The sequence below is a fragment of the Streptomyces sp. NBC_01260 genome (genome assembly GCF_036226405.1).
GTDB lineage: Bacteria > Actinomycetota > Actinomycetes > Streptomycetales > Streptomycetaceae > Streptomyces > Streptomyces laculatispora.
The window spans coordinates 5854941-5875286 of sequence record NZ_CP108464.1; the positions used below are offsets into that span (position 1 = coordinate 5854941).

Here is a 20346-nt window from a genome sequence, read left to right on the forward strand (position 1 = left end):
CGGGGGCAATTGCAGATGCAAGCGTGTGGGGGTTCGGTGCTGCGTATCCATATATCCGGATGGGACCTTTCCAAGGTGCGGATGGCCACCGGGCCGGACGCATTGTGGGAGACCATTCTCAGTTTTCATCGGCTGAGGGACCGGCGCGCTTCCACGGTGTTCGGGAAATGGCGCGCGGAAACCCGTCCGCGGCTGGATGGTGAAGTACGTCTGCTGTCCGCCGTGGTTCCGGTGAGCGGCTATTTCCCGGACTTTCTGACGCCTTCTCAGGAGGGTTCGGAGCCACTGGACTTCAGCACCGGAATCGAGGCCCTGCGAGACACCCCGCCCGAGCGGCTGCGGGCCGAACTGGCGATGCTGGGCGCCGGGGGAGCGGCCGGCGGCCGTGCCGCCACGGCCCTGCGGGCGGTCCGGCCGGTGCGACTGGACGCGCTTCGGGAAGGGCGCTCCGAGCCACTGGGCCGGCTCATCGGGGCGCTGCGCTGCTACCACCGCGCCGCGGTCGAACCGTACTGGCCGCATATCCAGGCCGGCGTCGAGGCCGACCGCGCCGTCCGGGGGCGCGCCCTGCTGGACGGCGGCGCGGACGAACTGCTCGCCTCGCTCCCGCCGGTGATCCGCTGGCGGGCGCCGGTGCTGGAGGCGGATTACCCGGTCGAGCGCGAACTGCACCTGGACGGGCGCGGGCTGCTCCTCCAGCCGTCGTTCTTCTGTCGCGGCGCCCCGGTCGTCCTGCGTGATCCGCTGCTGCCGCCGGTGCTCGTCTATCCGGTCGGCCACACCGGCGCCCCGGTCTTCGCCGAACCGGGCCCCTGGCTCGGCCGGCTCCTCGGCCACACCCGGTCGACGGTCCTGCGGACCATCGGTGACGGCTGCACGACCAGTGAGCTCGCCCGCCGGGCCGGGGTCTCCCTCGCCTCGGCGAGCCAGCATGCCTGTGTGCTGCGCGAGGCGGGCCTGGTGCACACCCTGCGCCACGGCAGCTCGGTCCTGCACACGGTGACTCCGCTGGGCGGCTCGCTGCTGCGGGGCGGCGCGCCGCTCGCCGTGTCGTGAGGCGTACCGGGACCGTCGGCCGCGAGAGTGGTCTTCTCGTCCGGCGCCGATGAGTTTCCGGCGGCCCCGGCGTCTACCTGTCGTAACGAGTTCGCGGAACACGCACAGGACTCACCCACCGAGAGAGCGGGACGGCCATGCCTCAGATGATCTTCGTGAACCTGCCGGTCAAGGACCTGGAGACGACCAAGGGCTTCTTCGGGAAGCTGGGGTTCTCCTTCAACCCGCAGTTCAGCGACGAGAACACCGCGTGTCTCGTCATCAGCGACACGATCTTCGCCATGCTGCTCACCGAGCCGCGCTTCAAGGAATTCACCAAGAAGGAGATCTCGGACGCCTCGAAGACCACCGAGGTGCTCCTGGCGCTCAGCGCCGAGAGCCGCGAGAAGGTGGACGAGATGGCCGACGCGGCGCTCGCCGCCGGCGGCTCGCCCGCCAACGAGCCCCAGGACCTCGGCTTCATGTACGGCCGGTCCTTCCAGGACCCCGACCACCACATCTGGGAGGTCGTGTGGATGGACCCGTCCGCCGTCGAGGGCCAGGGCTGAGCCTGCCGTGCAGGGGGGCGGCGGCCGATCGGAGCGCCCCCGCCCCCGGCCCGGGCCACGGTCCCGGGGAAATCGGGCCCCAGGAGATCGGACCTCCCGGGAATCAGACCCCGAGGCCCGCGAAGGTGACCCCGGTCAGCTGCTCCGACGCCACCCACAGCCGCTCGCTCGCCACATCGTTGAGCGTCCAGCCCGCCCGCCAGGACGGAGCGGGCGCACCGCGCCAGCCCAGCAGCCGCGGACCGGTGAACGAGTCGGGCCGGACGCCGGGTGCGGTGGCCGCGTACAGGGTGGGCAGGGCGCCCATGGCCGCGGGCTGGGCGATGATCCGGTTGCCGAGCTCGATGACCCGCTCCGCCGTCCTGCGGTTCTCCATCCGGACGCCCGCGGTCTGCAGATTGGTCGACGCGTAGCCCGGGTGCGCGGCGGCGGCGACCAGCCCGCTGCCGATGGCGGCGGTCCGCCGGGCCAGCTCGTGCACGAACAGCAGGTTGGCCGTCTTCGAGCGGCCGTAGGCGATCCAGCGGCGGTAGTTCCGCTCACTGTTGAGATCGCCCATGTCGATGTTGGACAGCACGTGCAGACCGCTGGACACGCTCACCACCCGCGCACCCGGGGTGCCGAGCAGCCTCGGCAGCAGCAGCCCGGTGAGGGCGAAGTGGCCGAGGTGGTTGACGCCGAACTGGGTCTCGAATCCGTCGGCGGTTCTCCCGTACGGAAGGGCCATCACACCGGCGTTGTTGATGAGCAGATCGAGCCGGTCCGCGGTGTACGCCGCGGCGAACTCCCGTACCGACGACAGATCGGCCAGATCCAGCGCGGCGAACTCCACGTCAGCGTCCGGTACCGCGGCGCGGATGCGGGCCGCCGCCTCCTTGCCACGGCGCTCGTCGCGGCAGGCGAGCAGCACCCGGGCACCGCGTCGCGCCAGCTCCCGTGCGGTGATCAGCCCGATACCGCTGTTGGCTCCCGTCACCACGGCCGTACGGCCGCTCTGGTCGGGAAGGTCGTTCGCGTACCGGCGCTGGGTCATGGATCAAGCGTACGACCGGACGGTCCAATGGCCGGAAGGGGCCGGTCGCCCGGCCCCTTCCGGCCACTTTCCGTGCGGGGAGTCCCGCTCAGTCCGCGCGGACCTCGAAGACCGGAACGGAGACCCCGTCGTCGTCCAGCCAGGTGGAGGTGCGCTCCAGCCGGTCCGCGGTGCGGATGCGGAGCATCAGGAACCGGTCGGTCAGCCGCACCGGTTCGGCGTCGGACAGGTCCTGGGCGAGCAGGTCCGCGTGGCGCGGGGTGGCTCCGCCGTTGCCGCCCAGGTACAGGTTCCAGCCGCCGACGGTGGCGACGATCCCGAAGCCCTTGCCGCGGGCCTCCGCGCACTCCCGGGCGCAGCCGGAGACCGCCGACTTCAGCCTGTGCGGGGAGCGCAGGCTTCGGTATCACAGCTCCAGACGGTTCGGCCTGTGTGCTCATGGTGGAAGCGTGTCCGGTGTTACCCGAGCAAGCTCAGGGTTCGCTCAACTTTTCTGCCGCGGGGGCAGGGCGGTTGGACGCGACACGTGCCGTTTCCTTAGGGTCGCGATCATGCCTGACATAACCGTGACCACCCTCGTCGTGCTGTGCCTCGCCGCGGGCGCGGCCGGCTGGATCGACGCGGTGGTCGGCGGCGGCGGACTGCTCCTGCTGCCCGCACTGCTGCTGGGGCTGCCGCACGTCCCCGCCGCGCACATCCTCGGCACCAACAAGGCGGTCGCCATCGTCGGCACGTCCGGCGCCGCCGTCGCCTACGCGCGCAAGGCGCCGGTGAAGGTCGGCACGGCGCTGCGGATCGGCCTCGCGGCCCTGGCCGGATCGATGACCGGTGCCTTCTTCGCCGCCGGGATCAGCAGCGAGGTCCTTCGCCCGGTGATCATGGTGGTACTGCTGGCGGTCGCGGCGTTCGTGATGCTGCGGCCCCGGTTCGGCAGGGCGCCCGAGGACGGCGCGGCGCCCCCGGCCACCCGGGCCCGCACCGTCACCGCGATCGTCCTGGTGGGCGGCGGCATCGGCCTGTACGACGGGCTGTTCGGACCGGGCACCGGCACCTTCCTGGTGCTGGCGCTGACCGCGGTGCTCCACCTCGATCTGGTGACGGCCTCCGCCAACGCGAAGATCGTCAACGTCTGCACCAACGGCGGCGCGCTGGCGATGTTCGCCTATCAGGGCAACGTGATGTGGCAGCTGGCCGGCCTGATGGCGGTGTTCAACCTGGCGGGCGGCCTGGTCGGGGCGCGGATGGCGCTGAGCAGGGGCACTGAGTTCGTCCGTGGGGTGCTGCTGGTCGTGGTGTTCTCGCTGGTCGCGAAGCTCGCCTTCGACCAGTGGAACGCGTGAGCGCCGGGGGCCGGCCCGGTGCCGGGGAACTCGGTGTCGGCGCCCCGGGCTTCAGCACCACGGGTGTCAGCGCCATGAGTGTCGGCGTCCTGGGTGTCAGCGCACTGAGGTGAGGTGCGCGTAGGCCACCACGTTGCCCTCGTAACCCGTCGACTCGGAGAATCCGCCGCCGCAGGTGATCAGCCGCAGCGAGGCGTGTTCGGAGGCCCCGTACACCCGCTTGTCGGGGAAGTCCTTGCTGTCGTAGACCTCGATGGCGTCGAGCGCGAAGACGGCGGTGCGGCCGTCCTGCCGGAGCACCTCGACGGTGCTGCCCTTCTTCAGCGAGCCCAGGTCGTAGAAGACGGACGGGCCCTGGGCGTTGTCGACATGGCCCGCGACGATCGCACTGCCCTTGGCACCCGGCGGGGTGCCGTCCTTGTACCAGCCGACGATGTCGGTGTTCCCGGCCGGAGGCACATCGAGGCTGCCGTCCGGGCCGAGCCCGAGCCGCATCATCGGGGCGTCCACCCGGATGCTGGGGATCCGGATGCGGACGGGGGCCGAGGGGCGCAGCGGTTCGGCGACCACTGATCCCGGCAGCATTTCCGGCCCGGCGGCGAAGCCCTGGGCGGAGGCCGGGCCCGGCGGGGCCAGACGGGTGTCCGCGCCGTTCTGGATCAGCCAGACACCGGCCAGTGCCGCGACGACGAGCAGCCAGCCCTTGGCCTTCTGGGACACGGTCGTCCTCCGGGTGACGAAGGTGGATGCGGTGACGACGATGGATGCGGTTTCCGTCCCGGCGGCGCTGGGCCACCGGAACGGAAACCAGGCGGTACGGAGCGGTGGAAGCCTCCGTCAGCTGTCGTCCTGCGTGCCGCTCGCCCGGCGACGCAGGAGCCAGGCTCCGCCGACGGCGGTCGCGGCGAGAACGCCGGCGCCCGCCGTGATCTGGGTGGTGTCCGGTCCGACGCTGCCGCCGACACCGGCCCTGACGTGCCCCGTGGGGGCGGTGGGTGCGGCCGAGGTGCGGTGGCCGGAGGAGGTCTCGAAGTCCGACGAGCTCTCCTGCGCGGCGGAGCTCTCGGGCTCGGCCTGGCTCGGCCGCTCGCCGGAGGTGTCGCGGCCCGGAGCCGTGGGGGCGTCCGGCACGAGGGCGGAACCGTCTGCCTCGGCCTCGTCGCGGCCGAGGGAGTCGAAACTGGAGGAGTCGCGGGCAGAGGAGTCGGAGGAGTCCGCGGGGGAGGCCTTCTCGGAGCCGTCCGGAGCCGTGTCCGTCCGGGCGGCTCCGGTGCTGTCCCTGCCCGTGGTGCCGGTGGGGTCGGGGGTGCTCCTGCCCGCGGTGCCGGCGGGGTCGGCGGTGTCCCTGCCCGCGGCACCGGTGGGGTCGGTGCTCTCCCTGCCCGTGGTGCCGGTGGGGTCGGCGCTGCTCCTGCCCGCGGTACCGGCGGGGTCGGCGGTGTCCCTGCCCGCGGCACCGGTGGGGTCGGTGCTCTCCCTGCCCGTGGTGCCGGTGGGGTCGGCGCTGCTCCTGCCCGCGGTACCGGCGGGATCGGCGTCGTCCCTGCCCGTGGTGCCGGCGGCCTTCACCTTGATCTCGCCGGTGGCCCGCTTGCCGTTCTCGCAGGCCACATCGATGCTGTACGGGCCGGGCTCGACGTTGCCCGGTACCCGGAACGAACCGGCCAGGACCTCCTTGAGGGTGGCCGGTGCCAGCGCGAAGCGGGACGCGTCCAGGGAGCTCGCGTCGCCGGTCGCACCGGTGTCACCCCCGCAGGCTTTGGTGTTCACGGTGACCGTGGTCCCCGGAGCCGCGCTCGCCGGGGTGATCTCCAGCGGGCCCAGTTCTTCCCCGTACGCCGACGGGGCGGCGGCACAGAGGCCGAACGCGGCGGCGGCGAGGGCCGCGGCGGCGGTGCCGGTCACGAGGCGAGCAGGACTGCGCATGGGGGGTTCCTCCGGGCAAGGGGCGCTGGCGGGTGTGTCCTGGCTCCGAGCTAACGGCCGGGCGGCCGCCCACGCCTGTTGACACCGAGTCAGCTGCCACCCGCCCGGACCGGCGCAGCCTCCTTGCCATACGGCATGTGTGCAGGTCAGGGCGGTGGTGGCGGGGGAGGTCCGGCACCCTTCGGTATCCGGTGCCGATCGGGTGATGACCCCCGAACGGGGTGTGGTGCACGTCACATGCATGACCTTGCGGTCGAGGGGCACACGCACCACACCCCCCACGGGACGGCGTCCCCCCGCCGCCTCCGGCCGCCGCCCTCATCGGACCCACCCCCCCTGGGCCCGATGAGGGCGGCTCCCTGTCCGCAGAGGTGTGTCAGGGGAGGGGCGCGCTCATGCCGGGGCGGCGGCGGACCACTCGATGACCGGCGGCCGGACCCGGGCGCAGAGCGGCTGGCCCTTGGCGTCGGAGAGCGGCAGCCGTGCGGTGAGATGCCCGGAGCGTGCGGCCGCTTCGAGGGTGTCCGCCCCGATGTCGGCGAACATCAGCTTGGCCCGCCGGAACATCGAGAAGAGCCCGTTCTCGTCGACCGTCCCCCATGACAGGTAGACGAAGCGCCCCCCGAGCCTGTCCTGTACGTACGGCCCGCTGATCTCGACACCGTCCGCGGAGGCGGAGGCGGAGGCGGTGGCGGTGCAGTCCAGGGTCCAGGAGGCTGACGGGGCGTCCCCGGGAAGCAGCCCGAGAAGTTCGCCGGGCCGGTCCTTGCGCTGCACGCCCACGTGGATGTTCTCGTAGCCGGCGAAGTCGCCGCCCGGCCCGCAGGCACGGCCGGGCAGGCGTGAGCCCTCGATATGGATCTGCATGCGCGACTGCGGGCCTTCGGTGGGGATCTCCATGTGCCCATGGTCCCCTCTCGGGGTCCCGCCCTTGACCTGCCGTGCGCCGGGGGCGTCCCGCGGCCCGGTCGGGGGCGGAGGGCTCAGACCGTGTCCCAGGGCGCCCTCTCGTAGGCCGCTTCCAGCCGCCTCATCAGCTCCTCGTCCACCGTGAACGCGGTGTCGTCGATCCGCCGGACCGGCGCCATGCCCTGCGAGTTGGTGACGAAGGCCGACCGGTAGGCCCCCAGCCCGTCCAGCGTCACCGGACTGTGCCGCGACCGGACCCCCATGCCGGGGAACTCCTGCTCCAGCAGGGCCATGGTGGTACCGAGCAGCGCGGGAGCCTGCGGCCAGACGACCGAATCGCCGTCCCAGAAACCGATGTTGGTGAACGACCCCTCGGTCACCGAGCCGTCCGGCAGGGTCAGCACCGCATCGTCGAAGCCCGCGCGGGAGGCGAGGTTCCCGTAGTACGTCTGGCCGAAATCGCCGGGGCGCTTGAGCTGCGGCACGGTACGGGCGTACGGGACGGACATCATGCTCTTCGGTCCGGTGGGCATCCTCGCCGGTCCGCGCACCGTCACCATGACGGTCGTCGCTGTGGCGCCCGGCGGCAGGAACCCGTGCACCCGCACCGAGCCGTCCACGACCCCCGCGCCCCGCAGGGCGTGCCGGATCAGCTCGCGCACCCGTCCGCCGTCCAGCGGGAGTTCGAAGAGCGCCCGGTTCGCGCCGTCCAGCCGGTCCAGGTGCAGCCGGAGCCCGCGTACCCGGCCCTCCCTGACCTGCATCGCGGTGAAATGGCCGTAGTTGAAGAAGGCGGCGGTCCGCAGATCGTCCTCGGTGGCCGGATGTCCGTCGAACTCGGCGTACGGGACCGGTGTGACTGCTGGAGTCGTCATGCGTTCCACCGTATGCCGACACGCCCGGCGGAGGGGGCGGTTGCCCGGCGCTTGACCTCAACCATGATTGAGGCGTGAGCCTCTTCCCATGGACCTCACCACAGCCACAGCCACGGCCGCAGTTGCCGCCACTGCCGCCGCCGCCTCCGGCGACGCCCCCCTGAAGGTCGCGGTCATTCTCGCCAGCAACCGCGAGGGCCGCTTCGCCCCCGTCGTCGCCGACTGGTTCCTCTCCCGCACCGACGGCCACCCCGCCGTCGTGACCGACCTGGTCGATGTCGCCGGACTCGACCTCCCGACCGTGCACTCGTACCGCCCCGGATCCGAGGTGCGGGACCGACTGGCCGAGGTCGCGGGCCGGTTGGCGGCCGCCGACGCCTTCGTCGTCGTCACCCCCGAGTACAACCACTCCTACCCGGCCCCGCTCAAGAACCTCATCGACTGGCACTTCACCGAATGGCAGGCCAAACCCGTCGCCTTCGTCTCCTACGGAGGGGTCTCCGGCGGGCTGCGCGCGGTCGAGCACCTGCGGCAGGTCTTCGCCGAACTGCACGCCGTCTCGATCCGCGACACCGTCTCCTTCCACAACGCCGGCGCGCTGTTCGACGACGAGGGCAGGCACCGGGACCCGGCCGGTCCCGACGCCGCCGCGAAGTCGCTGCTCGACCAGCTGGTGTGGTGGGGCCGGGCGCTGCGGGACGCGAAGGAGGTGCGGCCGTACGGCGGCTGACCGGGCGGCAGCGGGCCCCGCACCCGACAATCGGGGGAGGACCGCTGCCGACTCCGAGGAGACCGAAGGTGACTTCGCCCGCATGGCTGACCGTTCTGACCACGACGGACAGTGAGGAGAAGGCCCGGCTGCTGGCGCAGGGCGTGGTGGAGGCGCGGCTCGCCGCCTGCGTACAGATCTCCGCGCCCGTCATCTCGGTCTACCGGTGGCAGAACGCCATCGAGACCACCGAGGAGTGGCAGCTGCTCCTGAAGACCACGGCCGAGCGGTACGACGAACTGGAGGCCCATCTCCAGGAGGCGCACGACTACGACACCCCGGAGATCATCGCGATCCCGGTGGTACGGGGCAGCGCCGGCTACCTCGGCTGGGTGTCGGCGGAGACCGCACCGGTCACCTCGGGAGGGAGCCGAGGGCCCCGGCCGCCGCGATGAGGCGTGCTCACCCGACGTCTGCCGCGAGCGCCGTTTCCACTCCCGGCTCCCGGGGGCCCAGGAACTGCGGGTCGGGCTTGAACAGCGCGTCCAGGGCCGCCTTCCCCGCCGCGGCGATCTCCCGCGTCCCGCCGTAGTACCAGGTCGCGTCGTGCACGGCATCGACCCCGACGCCGTACGCGTCGATCCCCGCCGCCCGGCAGAGCGCGATCGCCCGCCGGACATGGAAGCCCTGGGTCACCAGCACGGCCCGGTCCACCCCGAAGATCTTCTTGGCCCGGACGCACGAGTCCCAGGTGTCGAAGCCGGCGAAGTCGCTGACGATCCTGCTGTCCGGCACCCCGTGCCCGACCAGGAACGTGCGCATCGCGTCCGGCTCGTCGTACTCCACCCGGCTGTTGTCACCGGTCACCAGCACGACCTTCACCTTCTTGTCCCGGTACAGCTCGGCCGCGGCCCGCAGCCGGTTCGCGAGATACGGGGACGGCTTCCCGTCCCACAGCCCCGCCCCGAACACCACGGCGACCTCCCGCGCGGGCGCGTCCGCCGTCGTCCTGACCCGGGCGTCGGCGACCGAGTGCATCCAGGTGGCGGGTGCCAGGCCCAGCACACAGGCGACCATCACCCCCTGCACGGCCCGGCGCCGCCCCCGGCGGGTCCGCGGCAGCCGGGGCCGCAGCCGGGCGGCCGTTCTCCTCAGCCAACCCCGGCCCGTCCCCGCACCCCGTCGCTTCAGCCGCATGAGAGCGCCCTCGTTCCTGTCTGTCCTGTGCCGTACCGAACTGTCCCCTCATGTCTTGACGACAGGACCGGCCAAAGGGTTCTCCGGGGCGGCTGTCGGCGGTATCGGCCGATGCTGCTCCCACGGCTGATCGACTCAGATCTCGACGGCACCCTGCTGCGCGACGACGGCACGCCCCGCGCCCCGCGCCCTGCGCGCGCTCGAGCTGGAGATCAGCGCGCCCCGCGTCACCGAGGCCGGCACCCTGTCGGCGCTGTGCGCCGGGCAGGGCATCGACGCCGCCGAGGTCATCGCCTTCGGCGACATGCCCAACGACCTCACCGTCCTCGACCGGGCCGGCACCGGAACACCCTCAGGAGTTCCCGCCCCTCGACAGCACGGCGCACGAGCCCCTTGCCCCCGCCGCCCAGGCCGCACCGTGGATCGCCGCAGCCCCGCTCGGCGCCCACGGCGATGGCCCAGGCTGCTGCCGCACCGCTACGACCAGGCACGGACGGCCGGTGTCCCGGCACACGAAACTCCTATGAACACACATTTCCTGGCGTCCGCCTGAGCCCTCATGTCAGCCCGGCCGATTAATGTCGACCCCATGGACGGCACGCACCACACGCACGGCACGCAGGAACCGGACACGGCACCCTACGGAGCCGCCGACGCCGAACGCTGGGACACCGAAGCGGACAAACGGCCCGGCCGTACGGCTTTCCAGCGCGACCGCGCCCGAGTGCTCCACTCCGCCGCGCTGCGCCGGCTCGCCGGGAAGACCCAGGTGGTCACCCCCGGCACCCGCAGCTACGCCTGGGACGCCAGCCCCCGGACCCGGCTCACCCACTCCCTGGAATGCGCCCAGGTCGGCCGCGAACTCGGCGCCGCACTCGGCTGCGACCCCGACCTCGTCGAGACGGCCTGCCTCTCCCACGACATGGGCCACCCGCCCTTCGGCCACAACGGCGAGCAGGCGCTCAACGACTTTGCCTCCGACTGCGGCGGCTTCGAGGGGAACGCCCAGTCGCTGCGCCTGCTGACCCGGCTCGAACCGAAGCGCTTCGTCCCCGACCCGCGTACCGGCGAGCTGGTCAGCGTCGGGCTCAACCTGACCCGCGCCGCGCTCGACGCCGCCACCAAATACCCCTGGCCCCGGGGCGCACACCCCACCGACCCCGGCTCGCCGAAGTTCGGGGTCTACGAGGACGACCTGCCGGTCTTCGACTGGTTCCGCAAGGGCGCCCCGCAGGACCGCAAGTGCTTCGAGGCCCAGGTGATGGACTGGTCCGACGACGTGGCGTACTCCGTCCACGACTTCGAGGACGGGCTGCACGCCGGGCACATCGACCCCAACTGCCTGGACGCCGAGCCGGAGCGGCAGGAGATCTGGCAGGTCGCCATCGGACGGTACGTCCCGGCGGACACCGACCCGCAGGAGCTGTCCGAGGCGCTGGACCGGCTCATCGGCCAGGACTGGTGGCCGCACGGCTACGACGGCTCGGCCGTCGCCCAGGCCCGGCTGAAGGACGCCACGAGCCAGCTGATCGGCCGGTTCTGCCTCGCCGCCGAGAGCGGCACCCGCCGGGCGTACGGCACCGGCCGGCTCGGCAGGTACGGCGCCGAGCTCGTCGTACCCCGCGAGGCGCGCAACGAATGCGCGGTGCTCAAGGCGGTCGCCGACCGCTACGTCATGCAGCGCGCCGAACAGGAGGCGATCCGCGCCGACCAGCGGATCGTCATCGCCGAACTGGCCGCGGCGCTGACCGCCCGCGCGCCGGAGGGGCTGGAGCCGCAGCTGCGGGCGCTGTACGAGTCCGCGCCCGACGACCGGTCCCGCAAGCGCGTCCTGGTCGACCAGATCGCCGCCCTGACCGACGCGTCGGCCCGCACCCTGCACCACTCGCTCACCGCGCCCGGCCGATGACCCCCGCACCGGACCCCGTCCGCGCCGTTCCGGCGCCGGCGAAGACCGGCCCTGCCCGCACCGGTGGCCACCCCGGATGCGTCCCGCCGTGGCGTGTCCCGCGGCAATGGGGGCGCGGCGGAGACGTCCGGCCATGTGACAGATGGTGTGCTGGGTGCCCGTATCGCGTGGCCCCGGCCACGTGCCTGGGGTGCCCGTACCGCGTGGCCCGGCCACGTACCTGCCACCCTGTTCCCCGTGGTGCGGCACCGGTCCGCGGACCGGCCCATGACCACTGGGTGTGACCTGATCGGCTCACACCCTCTTTCGCCATCACGCTGCGTGCGGGACGCTCGCAGTTGGCGCCGCGCAGCAAGCACCGAGGAGGCATCAAGTGGTCGACGCACATCGGACGTTCGTCATTGTCGGCGGAGGACTGGCCGGAGCGAAGGCGGCGGAGGCGCTCCGCTCGGCGGGTTTCAGCGGCCGGGTCATCCTGATCGGCGATGAGCGCGACCATCCGTACGAACGCCCACCGCTCTCCAAGGGGTACCTGGCCGGCAAGGAGGAACGCGACAGCGTCTTCGTCCACGAGACGGCCTGGTACGCGGGGGCCGACATCGAGCTCCACCTGGGCCAGCCCGTCACCGTGCTGAACCGCGACGCCCGCTCCGTGGAGCTCGGCGACGGCACCGTCATCCACTACGACAAGCTGCTCCTGGCCACCGGCGCCGAGCCGCGCCGCCTCGACATCCCCGGCACCGACCTGGCGGGCGTCCACCATCTGCGCCGCCTCGCCCACTCCGACCGGCTGCGCAACGTACTGGCCGCGCTCGGCCGCGACAACGGCCATCTGGTGATCGCCGGAGCCGGCTGGATCGGCCTGGAGGTCGCGGCCGCGGCCCGCGGATACGGCGCCGAGGTCACCGTCGTCGAACCGGAGCCGACCCCGCTGCACCGGGTCATCGGCCCCGAGCTCGGCCAGCTCTTCACCGATCTGCACAGCGACCACGGCGTCCGCTTCCACTTCGGCCGTCGGCTCACCGAGATCGTCGGCCAGGACGGCATGGTCCTCGCCGTCCGCACCGACGACGGCGAGGAGCACCCCGCCCACGACGTCCTCGCCGCGATCGGGGCCGCCCCGCGCTCCGCCCTCGCCGAGGCGGCAGGCCTCGACATCGCCCCCCGCGCCCAGGGCGGCGGCATCGCCGTGGACGCCTCGCTGCGCACCAGCGACCCGCACATCTACGCCGCCGGCGACGTGGCCGGCGTGGCCCATCCGGGGCTCGGCACCCGGCTGCGCGTGGAGCACTGGGCCAACGCGCTGAACGGCGGCCCGGCGGCGGCCCGCGCCATGCTCGGCCAGGACGTCTCCTACGACCGTGTGCCGTACTTCTTCTCCGACCAGTACGACCTCGGCCTGGAGTACTCGGGCTGGGCACCGCCCGGCAGCTACGACCAGGTGGTGATCCGCGGCGACGCGGGCAAGCGCGAGTTCATCGCCTTCTGGCTGAAGGACGGCCGTGTGCTCGCCGGGATGAACGTGAACGTGTGGGACGTCACCGACACCGTCCAGGAGCTGATCAAGGCAGGTCAGCCGGTCGACCCGGACGCGCTGGCCGATCCGTCGGTGCCGCTGGAGTCACTGATCTGAGCGATCCGGACCGCCCCGTGCCGGAGCCCGGCAGGCCCCGGCACGGGCGGACCCGGACACCGCCGGCGGCCCGCATCACACCCCGCCCGCACCATGGCTGTCACCGCCCACCCGTAGACTTCACCCGTGGCAGGCAGGATCAATGACGACGACGTGAAGGCGGTCCGGGACGCGGTCCCGATCGACGCCGTCGTTTCCGAGTACCTCCAGCTGCGCAACGCGGGCGGTGGAAACCTCAAGGGCCTGTGCCCCTTCCACGACGAGAAGTCCCCCTCCTTCCAGGTCAGTCCGAGCAAGGGTCTCTTCCACTGCTTCGGGTGCCAGGAGGGCGGCGACACGATCGCCTTCGTGATGAAGATCGACCACCTCCAGTTCTCCGAGGTGGTCGAGCGGCTCGCCGCCAAGGCCGGCATCACCCTGCGGTACGAGGAGGGCGGGTACAACCCCTCCCACCAGCGCGGTGAGCGGATCAGGCTGGTCGAGGCACACAAGGCGGCCGCCCAGTTCTACGTCGAGCAGCTGGACGGCCCCGAGGCCGAGATCGGCCGCAAGTTCCTCGCCGAGCGCGGCTTCGACCAGGCCGCCGCCGCCCACTTCGGCGTCGGCTACAGCCCGGCCGGCTGGGACCACCTCACCCGCTTTCTGCGCGGCAAGGGCTTCAGCGACAAGGAGCTGATCGCCTCCGGCATCTCCCAGGACGGCAGGCGCGGCCCCATCGACCGCTTCCGCGGCCGGCTGATGTGGCCGATCAGCGACACCGCGGGCGACATCGTCGGCTTCGGCGCCCGCAAACTGCGCGACGACGACAACGGCCCGAAGTACCTCAACACCCCCGAGACCGCGATCTACAAGAAGTCCCAGGTGCTGTACGGCATCGACCTGGCCAAGAAGGACATCGCGAAGGCCAGCCGAGCCGTCGTCGTCGAGGGCTACACCGACGTGATGGCCTGCCACCTCGCCGGGATCACCACCGCCATCGCCACCTGCGGCACCGCGTTCGGCGGCGACCACATCAAGATCCTGCGCCGGCTCCTGATGGACAACGGCAGCGCCCGGGTGATCTTCACCTTCGACGGTGACGCGGCAGGCCAGAAGGCCGCCCTGCGCGCCTTCGAGGACGACCAGAAATTCGCCGCCGAGACCTACATCGCGATCGCCCCGGACAACATGGACCCGTGCGATCTGCGGCTGGCCAAGGGCGACGAGGCCGTCCGCGACCTGGTCGAACCCCGCACCCCCCTCTTCGAGTTCGCCCTCCGCCAGATCGTCGGCCGCTACGACCTGGAGACCCCGGCGGGCCGCGCCGCCGCGCTCGACGAGGCCGCCCCCGTCGTCGCCAAGATCAAGACGGGCAGCGTGCAGCGCGAGGTCGCCGTCCAGCTGGCCGGCTTCGTCGGCATCCTGGACCAGGAGTACGTCGTGCACCGGGTCAACCAGCTCGCCCAGTGGGCCCGCGGCCGGGGCGACCAGCGAGGACCCGCGCGCTCCTCCTCCCGCGGCGGCGCGCAGCACCAGCAGGCCCAGGCCCCGGCCGGTCCCTCGGGCCCCTCCGGGCCCGCGCTCAACCTCCGCAGCCCGGCCCACCGCACCGAGCGCGAGCTGCTCAAGCTCGCCCTTCAGAAGCCCGCCCTGGTCTCCCCGGCCTTCGACGCCTACGGCACCGACGAGTTCACCGCCCCGCCGTACGCGGCCGTCCGCGAGTGCATCGCGGAGGTCGGCGGCGCCGAACTGGGTGTCGCCGAGACCCGCGAATACCTCGTCCAGGTACTCGACGCGACCCCCAACGAAACGGTGCGCAAGCTGGTCACCGAGCTGGCGGTCGAGGTCTTCCACGGCAAGTCCATCGACGAGGCCTACGCGGGCGAGCACCTGGTCAAGGTCCGGCTGCGGGCCGTCGACCGCCGGATCGACGACGTCCAGGGCAGCCTCGCCCGGCTCGGCAGCAATGTCGCCCCGGACCATCTGGCCGCGGCGCAGAACGAGGTCTGGGTCCTCCAGCAGTACGCCCAGTCCCTGCGCAACAGCGGAGCCGACGCGCTCTGACCCGCAGGTGGGGCACCCCTGTAGTCGTCCGGTCACGCAACGGACTCAGAAAGTCCCCGCACGCCCCTCGTGGCAGCTGTGTGTCGTACCCCACACTGGGTGGCGGTGCCTGAGTCATCGGAGCGCGGCCGGCCCACCGAACGGTGGTCCTCCATCCCCGCGGTCCGGCAGCGATCACCTGGAGGTCGCCCCCGTGCAGACCCGGACCGTGACCAAAACCGAGCATGTCTCGGCAATCCCCGCGCAGCACCGGGCCGTACGTCATCCGGAGGCCGCGGCGGACCCGCCGTCCCAGGTGCCCGAACGGCAGCAACGGCCCGGGGAGCCACCGGACCCGCAGGACATCCCCGACCCACCCGAGGCGGGGATCATGGAGGAGTCGGCGGAGCTGCCCGAACCTCCGGCGCGCGGCCGGCCGGACACCAGCGGGCCGTCGTCCGATCTGTTCCGGCAGTACCTGCGGGAGATCGGCCGCATCCCGCTGCTCACCGCCGCCGACGAGGTGGAGCTCGCCCGCAGCGTCGAAGCCGGCCTGTTCGCCGAGGAGCGCCTCGCCCGCACCCCGGACCCCGACACCCGCCTCGCCGTCGATCTGGACCGGCTGGTGGTCATGGGCCGGATGGCCAAACGCCGCCTCATCGAGGCCAATCTGCGCCTGGTCGTCTCCGTGGCCAAACGCTACGTCGGCCGCGGGCTGACCATGCTCGACCTGGTCCAGGAGGGAAACCTCGGACTGATCCGCGCGGTCGAGAAGTTCGACTACGCCCGCGGCTACAAGTTCTCGACGTACGCGACCTGGTGGATCCGGCAGGCCATGTCCCGCGCGCTGGCCGACCAGGCGCGGACCATAAGGGTCCCGGTCCATGTCGTCGAACTGATCAACCGCGTCGTACGGGTCCAGCGCCGGATGCTCCAGGAACGCGGCTACGAGCCGACCCCCGAGGAGGTCGCCGGCCAGCTCGACCTGACCCCGGAGCGGGTGGGCGAGGTGCTGCGCCTCGCCCAGGAACCCGTGTCCCTGCACGCCCCGGTCGGCGAGGAGGACGATGTCTCGCTCGGCGACCTGATCGAGGACGGGGACGCCGCGTCCCCGGTCGAGTCCGCCGCCTTCCTGCTGCTGCGCGAACACCTGGAAGCGGTGCTCTCCACGCTCAACGAGCGCGAGCGGAAGGTGGTCCAGCTGCGGTACGGGCTGGCCGACGGGCGGCCCCGCACGCTTGAGGAGATAGGCCGGATCTTCGGCGTGACCCGTGAACGCATCCGGCAGATCGAGTCCAAGACCCTCAACAAACTGCGGGACCACGCCTTCGCCGACCAGCTCCGCGGCTACCTCGACTGAGTGCGCGTACACGCGCACCCGCGCCGGGGCAGCCGCGACGCCGCTCAGTCGACCTCGGCGACCGCCTGCGCGAACTGGGCCGCGTACAGCCGGGCGTACGCGCCGTGCGCCTCCAGCAGCTCGTCGTGCGTGCCCTGTTCGACGATCGAGCCGTTCTCCATCACCAGGATGACGTCGGCGTCCCGGATGGTGGAGAGCCGGTGCGCGATCACGAAGCTCGTACGACCGTGCGCCAGGCGCGCCATCGCCTTCTGGATCAGCACCTCGGTACGGGTGTCGACCGAGCTGGTCGCCTCGTCGAGCACCAGTATCACCGGGTCGGACAGGAACGCCCGCGCGATGGTGATCAGCTGCTTCTCACCCGCGCTGACGCCGGTGCCCTCGTCGTCGATCACCGTGTCGTAGCCGTCCGGCAGGGTGCGGATGAAGCGGTCGGCGTGGGCCGCCCGCGCCGCCTCCTCGATCTGCTCCCGGCCGACCTCGCCCGACGCGCCGTACGCGATGTTCTCCGCGATGGTCCCGCCGAACAGCCAGGTGTCCTGGAGGACCATGCCGATCCCCGACCGCAGGTCGTCGCGCGACATCGTCGCGACGTCCACCCCGTCCAGGGCGATCCGGCCGCCCGTCACCTCGTAGAACCGCATCAGCAGATTGACCAGCGTCGTCTTGCCCGCACCGGTCGGGCCGACGATCGCGACCGTGTGACCGGGTTCGACACTCAGCGACAGGTCCTCGATGAGCGGCTTCTCCGGGTCGTAGCGGAACGAGACGTGCTCCAGCGAGACGCTGCCGCGCAGCTCCTCCGGGTGCGCGCCCTTGCCCGGTGCGGGATCGGCGTCCTGCTCCTCGGCGTCCAGCAGCTCGAAGATCCGCTCGGCCGACGCCACCCCGGACTGCACCAGGTTCGCCATCGAGGCGACCTGGGTCAGCGGCATGGAGAACTGCCGCGAGTACTGGATGAAGGCCTGCACATCACCGATCGACAGCGCACCGGAGGCGACCCGCAGCCCGCCGATCACGGCGATCAGCACATAGTTCAGGTTCGACACGAACATCATCAGCGGCTGCATGATCCCGCTGTTGAACTGCGCCTTGAACCCGGCCTCGTAGAGCGCGTCGTTCTGCTCGGCGAAGTCCCGCGCGGACTCCTCCTGCCGGCCGAAGACCTTCACCAGGGTGTGCCCGGTGTACATCTCCTCGATGTGGGCGTTGAGCCTGCCCGTCACCTTCCACTGCTGGACGAACTGCGGCTGCGAGCGCTTGCCCACCTTGGTCGCCACGACCACCGACAGCGGCACCGTCGCCAGGGCGACGAGCGCCAGCAGCGGCGAGATCCAGAACATCATGATCAGCACGCCGATGATGGTCAGCACCGAGTTGATGAGCTGGCCCATCGTCTGCTGCATCGTCTGCGAGATGTTGTCTATGTCGTTCGTCGCCCGGCTGAGCACCTCGCCGCGCTTCTGACGGTCGAAGTACGACAGCGGCAGCCGCGACAGCTTCGTCTGGATGTCCTCGCGCATCTGGAAGACGACGCGGTTGATCACCCGGATCGACAGCCGCGTCGACACCAGCATCAGCAGCCCGGCACCGACGTACGTGATCAGCGCGGCCAGCAGCACATGGCCGATCGCGTCGAAGTCCATGCCCTTGCCCGGGGTGAAGTCCACCTTGGAGAGCATGTCGGCCAGGCCGCTGTTGGTCTTGTGCAGGCCCGCGATGGCCTGCTCCTTGGTGGTCCCCTCCGGCATCTGCCGGCCGATGACCCCGGCGAACACCAGGTCGGTGGCCTTGCCGAGGATCTTCGGGCCGACCACCGAGAGCGCCACGCTCAGCGCACCGGCCACCAGCATCACGTACAGGGTGGTCCGCTCCGAGGCGAAGCGCTTCAGCAGCCGCTTCGTGGAGCCCTTGAAGTCCATGGACCGCTCGGTCGGCGCCCCGCCCGCCATCATGCGTCCGCCAGGCCCTGCCATTACGCGGCCTCCGCTTCCGTCAGTTGGGAGAGCACGATCTCCCGGTAGGTTTCATTGCCGTCCATCAGCTCGTGATGACTGCCGGAGCCGACGACCCGGCCCTCGTCCATCACCAGGATCCGGTCGGCGTCGCGGATGGTGGACACCCGCTGTGCGACGATCACCACGGTCGCGGCGGCGGTCTCCCGCAGCAGCGCGGCGCGCAGCGCGGCGTCCGTGGTGTAGTCCAGCGCGGAGAACGAGTCGTCGAAGAGGTAGATCTCCGGCTGCTGGACCAGCGTCCGGGCGATCGACAGGCGCTGCCTCTGACCGCCGGAGACATTGGTGCCGCCCTGCGCGATCGGTGCGTCGAGACCGTGCTCCAGACCCTCGACGAACTCCTTGGCCTGGGCGACCTCCAGCGCGTGCCACAGCTCCTCGTCGGTCGCGTCCGGGTTCCCGTACCGCAGATTGGTCGCGACCGTTCCGGAGAACAGATACGGCTTCTGCGGGACCAGGCTCACGGTCTTGGCCAGCAGCGCCGGATCCAGTGTCCGTACGTCCGTCCCGTCGACCAGCACCTGGCCGTCCGTCACATCGAACAGCCGGGGTACGAGGCCGAGCAGCGTCGACTTGCCGCTGCCCGTCGACCCGATGATCGCGGTCGTCTCGCCGGGCCGGGCCACCAGATTCACCGACCGCAGCACCGACGCCTCGGCACCGGGGTAGCGGAAGTCCGCACCGCGGACCTCCAGGTGCCCGTGGGCGCGCAGTTCGGTCACCGGATCGACCGGCGGCACCACGCTGGAATCGGTCTCCAGGACCTCCTGGATGCGCTCGGCACAGACCTCGGCGCGCGGCACCATCATGAACATGAAGGTGGCCATCATCACCGACATGACGATCTGCATCAGATAGGAGAGGAACGCGGTCAGCGCCCCGATCTGCATCCCGCCGCTGTCGATCCGGTGCGCGCCGAACCAGACGACGGCGATCGACGACACGTTCACGACGGTCATCACGGTCGGGAACATCAGTGCCATCAGCCGGCCGGTGGACAGTGCCACGTCCGTCAGCTCGGTGTTGGCACCGCGAAAGCGCTCCTCCTCGTAGCCGTCGCGGACGAAGGCGCGGATGACCCGGTTGCCGGTGATCTGCTCGCGCAGCACCCGGTTCACCGTGTCGAGCCGCTCCTGCATCGTGCGGAACAGCGGACGCATCCGCTTCACGATCAGACTCACCGCGATCCCGAGGACCGGCACCACCGCGAGGAGCACCGCGGACAGCGGGACGTCCTGGCCGAGCGCCATGATGATGCCGCCGACACACATGATCGGTGCCGAGACCATCAGCGTGAACGTCATCAGGACCAGCATCTGGACCTGCTGGACGTCATTGGTCGTACGGGTGATCAGCGAAGGGGCGCCGAACCGGCCGAGCTCGCGCGCGGAGAACGACTGGACCCGGTCGAAGACCGATGCCCGGACATCGCGGCCGAGGGCGGACGCGGTACGGGCACCGATGTAGACGGCCCCGATGTTGCAGACCACCTGGGCGATGCTGACGACGATCATGGCGCCGCCGTACTGAAGGATGTAGTCCGTGTCCCCCTTGACGACACCGTGGTCGATGATGTCGGCGTTCAGGGTGGGCAGATAGAGGGCGGCGGAGGTCTGGAGCAGCTGGAAGACCACCAGCAGCGCGATCGGCTTCTTGTACGGACCGAGGTAGGCCCGCAGGAGTTTTATGAGCACGCGTGTCTCTCGGAGTCGGCATAGGTCGGGAGTCGACCTATTTTCCGGCACCGCCCACCGGGACCGCGAACGTTTTTATTCAAGTCCAGGTCAAAAAAAAGACCGGGTCCATAATTTTGC

The 20346-nt window shown here is 71.2% G+C and carries 19 protein-coding genes and 1 pseudogene; 10 read left to right on the forward strand and 10 right to left on the reverse strand.

Annotation, left to right across the window (positions count from 1 at the left end; translation table 11 throughout):
- The first annotated feature begins 36 nt into the window (after positions 1 to 36).
- Positions 37 to 1056: an ArsR/SmtB family transcription factor gene (locus OG322_RS25960; protein WP_123470821.1), complete on the forward strand. Its 1020-nt coding sequence runs from the start codon at positions 37 to 39 to the stop codon at positions 1054 to 1056.
- Positions 1057 to 1193: 137 nt separating this feature from the next.
- Positions 1194 to 1604: a VOC family protein gene (locus OG322_RS25965; protein ID WP_123470819.1), complete on the forward strand. Its 411-nt coding sequence runs from the start codon at positions 1194 to 1196 to the stop codon at positions 1602 to 1604.
- Between the two features lie 103 nt (positions 1605 to 1707).
- Here OG322_RS25965 and OG322_RS25970 read toward each other — a convergent pair whose 3' ends face one another.
- Both OG322_RS25970 and OG322_RS25975 read right to left on the reverse strand, forming a co-directional pair.
- Positions 1708 to 2637 (reverse strand): oxidoreductase, encoded by a 930-nt coding sequence (locus OG322_RS25970; RefSeq protein WP_124283966.1) that lies wholly within the window; start codon positions 2635 to 2637, stop codon positions 1708 to 1710.
- Positions 2638 to 2770: 133 nt separating this feature from the next.
- A pseudogene (locus tag OG322_RS25975) lies at positions 2771 to 3043 on the reverse strand (nitrite reductase (NAD(P)H)); the annotation flags it as partial.
- Between the two features lie 145 nt (positions 3044 to 3188).
- On the opposite strand from OG322_RS25975, the gene OG322_RS25980 reads away from it, so the two are divergent.
- Positions 3189 to 3977: a sulfite exporter TauE/SafE family protein gene (locus OG322_RS25980; protein ID WP_329306997.1), complete on the forward strand. Its 789-nt coding sequence runs from the start codon at positions 3189 to 3191 to the stop codon at positions 3975 to 3977.
- 96 nt (positions 3978 to 4073) lie between these two features.
- On the opposite strand, the gene OG322_RS25985 is transcribed toward OG322_RS25980, so the two are convergent.
- The 4 genes from OG322_RS25985 to OG322_RS26000 form a co-directional block, all read right to left on the reverse strand.
- On the reverse strand, positions 4074 to 4697 hold the full coding sequence (locus tag OG322_RS25985; RefSeq protein ID WP_123470811.1) for a class F sortase: 624 nt from the start codon (positions 4695 to 4697) through the stop codon (positions 4074 to 4076).
- Positions 4698 to 4814: 117 nt separating this feature from the next.
- Complete coding sequence (locus tag OG322_RS25990) at positions 4815 to 5903, reverse strand: hypothetical protein (protein ID WP_329307817.1); 1089 nt, start codon at positions 5901 to 5903, stop codon at positions 4815 to 4817.
- Positions 5904 to 6296: 393 nt separating this feature from the next.
- Entirely contained in the window at positions 6297 to 6770 is a 474-nt protein-coding gene (locus OG322_RS25995; protein ID WP_124285147.1) for a DUF5990 family protein, read from the reverse strand.
- 116 nt (positions 6771 to 6886) lie between these two features.
- A complete protein-coding gene (locus OG322_RS26000) occupies positions 6887 to 7687 on the reverse strand; it encodes an aminotransferase class IV family protein (protein WP_329306998.1) in 801 nt (266 codons plus the stop codon).
- Between the two features lie 88 nt (positions 7688 to 7775).
- Here OG322_RS26000 and OG322_RS26005 point away from each other — a divergent pair, with 88 nt between their 5' ends.
- Positions 7776 to 8417 (forward strand): NADPH-dependent FMN reductase, encoded by a 642-nt coding sequence (locus OG322_RS26005; RefSeq protein ID WP_329306999.1) that lies wholly within the window; start codon positions 7776 to 7778, stop codon positions 8415 to 8417.
- 68 nt (positions 8418 to 8485) lie between these two features.
- Positions 8486 to 8851: a divalent-cation tolerance protein CutA gene (gene cutA, locus OG322_RS26010; RefSeq protein ID WP_123470803.1), complete on the forward strand. Its 366-nt coding sequence runs from the start codon at positions 8486 to 8488 to the stop codon at positions 8849 to 8851.
- 7 nt (positions 8852 to 8858) lie between these two features.
- On the opposite strand, the gene OG322_RS26015 is transcribed toward cutA, so the two are convergent.
- Positions 8859 to 9593: a SanA/YdcF family protein gene (locus OG322_RS26015; RefSeq protein WP_329307000.1), complete on the reverse strand. Its 735-nt coding sequence runs from the start codon at positions 9591 to 9593 to the stop codon at positions 8859 to 8861.
- A 135-nt stretch (positions 9594 to 9728) separates the two neighbouring features.
- A complete protein-coding gene (locus OG322_RS41640) occupies positions 9729 to 9899 on the reverse strand; it encodes a hypothetical protein (RefSeq protein ID WP_443066558.1) in 171 nt (56 codons plus the stop codon).
- On the opposite strand from OG322_RS41640, the gene OG322_RS41645 reads away from it, so the two are divergent.
- From OG322_RS41645 to OG322_RS26040, 5 genes are all read left to right on the forward strand, one after another.
- A complete protein-coding gene (locus OG322_RS41645; RefSeq protein WP_443066599.1) occupies positions 9847 to 10146 on the forward strand; it encodes an HAD hydrolase family protein in 300 nt (99 codons plus the stop codon). The genes OG322_RS41640 and OG322_RS41645 overlap by 53 nt on opposite strands.
- 36 nt (positions 10147 to 10182) lie before the next feature.
- Complete coding sequence (locus tag OG322_RS26025; protein WP_329307001.1) at positions 10183 to 11502, forward strand: deoxyguanosinetriphosphate triphosphohydrolase; 1320 nt, start codon at positions 10183 to 10185, stop codon at positions 11500 to 11502.
- Between the two features lie 373 nt (positions 11503 to 11875).
- On the forward strand, positions 11876 to 13135 hold the full coding sequence (locus OG322_RS26030) for an NAD(P)/FAD-dependent oxidoreductase (protein ID WP_123470795.1): 1260 nt from the start codon (positions 11876 to 11878) through the stop codon (positions 13133 to 13135).
- A gap of 126 nt (positions 13136 to 13261) precedes the next feature.
- Positions 13262 to 15178, forward strand: coding sequence for a DNA primase (gene dnaG / locus OG322_RS26035; protein ID WP_123470793.1), 1917 nt, complete (start codon positions 13262 to 13264; stop codon positions 15176 to 15178).
- Between the two features lie 193 nt (positions 15179 to 15371).
- Positions 15372 to 16517 carry an RNA polymerase sigma factor gene (locus OG322_RS26040; RefSeq protein ID WP_124283962.1) on the forward strand — a complete coding sequence of 382 codons (1146 nt, stop codon included), beginning with the start codon at positions 15372 to 15374 and terminating at the stop codon, positions 16515 to 16517.
- Between the two features lie 44 nt (positions 16518 to 16561).
- Here the strand turns inward: OG322_RS26040 and OG322_RS26045 are convergent, their stop codons facing one another.
- On the reverse strand, positions 16562 to 18493 hold the full coding sequence (locus tag OG322_RS26045) for an ABC transporter ATP-binding protein (protein WP_123470789.1): 1932 nt from the start codon (positions 18491 to 18493) through the stop codon (positions 16562 to 16564).
- A complete protein-coding gene (locus OG322_RS26050) occupies positions 18493 to 20226 on the reverse strand; it encodes an ABC transporter ATP-binding protein (protein ID WP_124283961.1) in 1734 nt (577 codons plus the stop codon). The genes OG322_RS26045 and OG322_RS26050 overlap by 1 nt, the downstream gene beginning before the upstream one ends.
- Between the last annotated feature and the right edge of the window lie 120 nt (positions 20227 to 20346).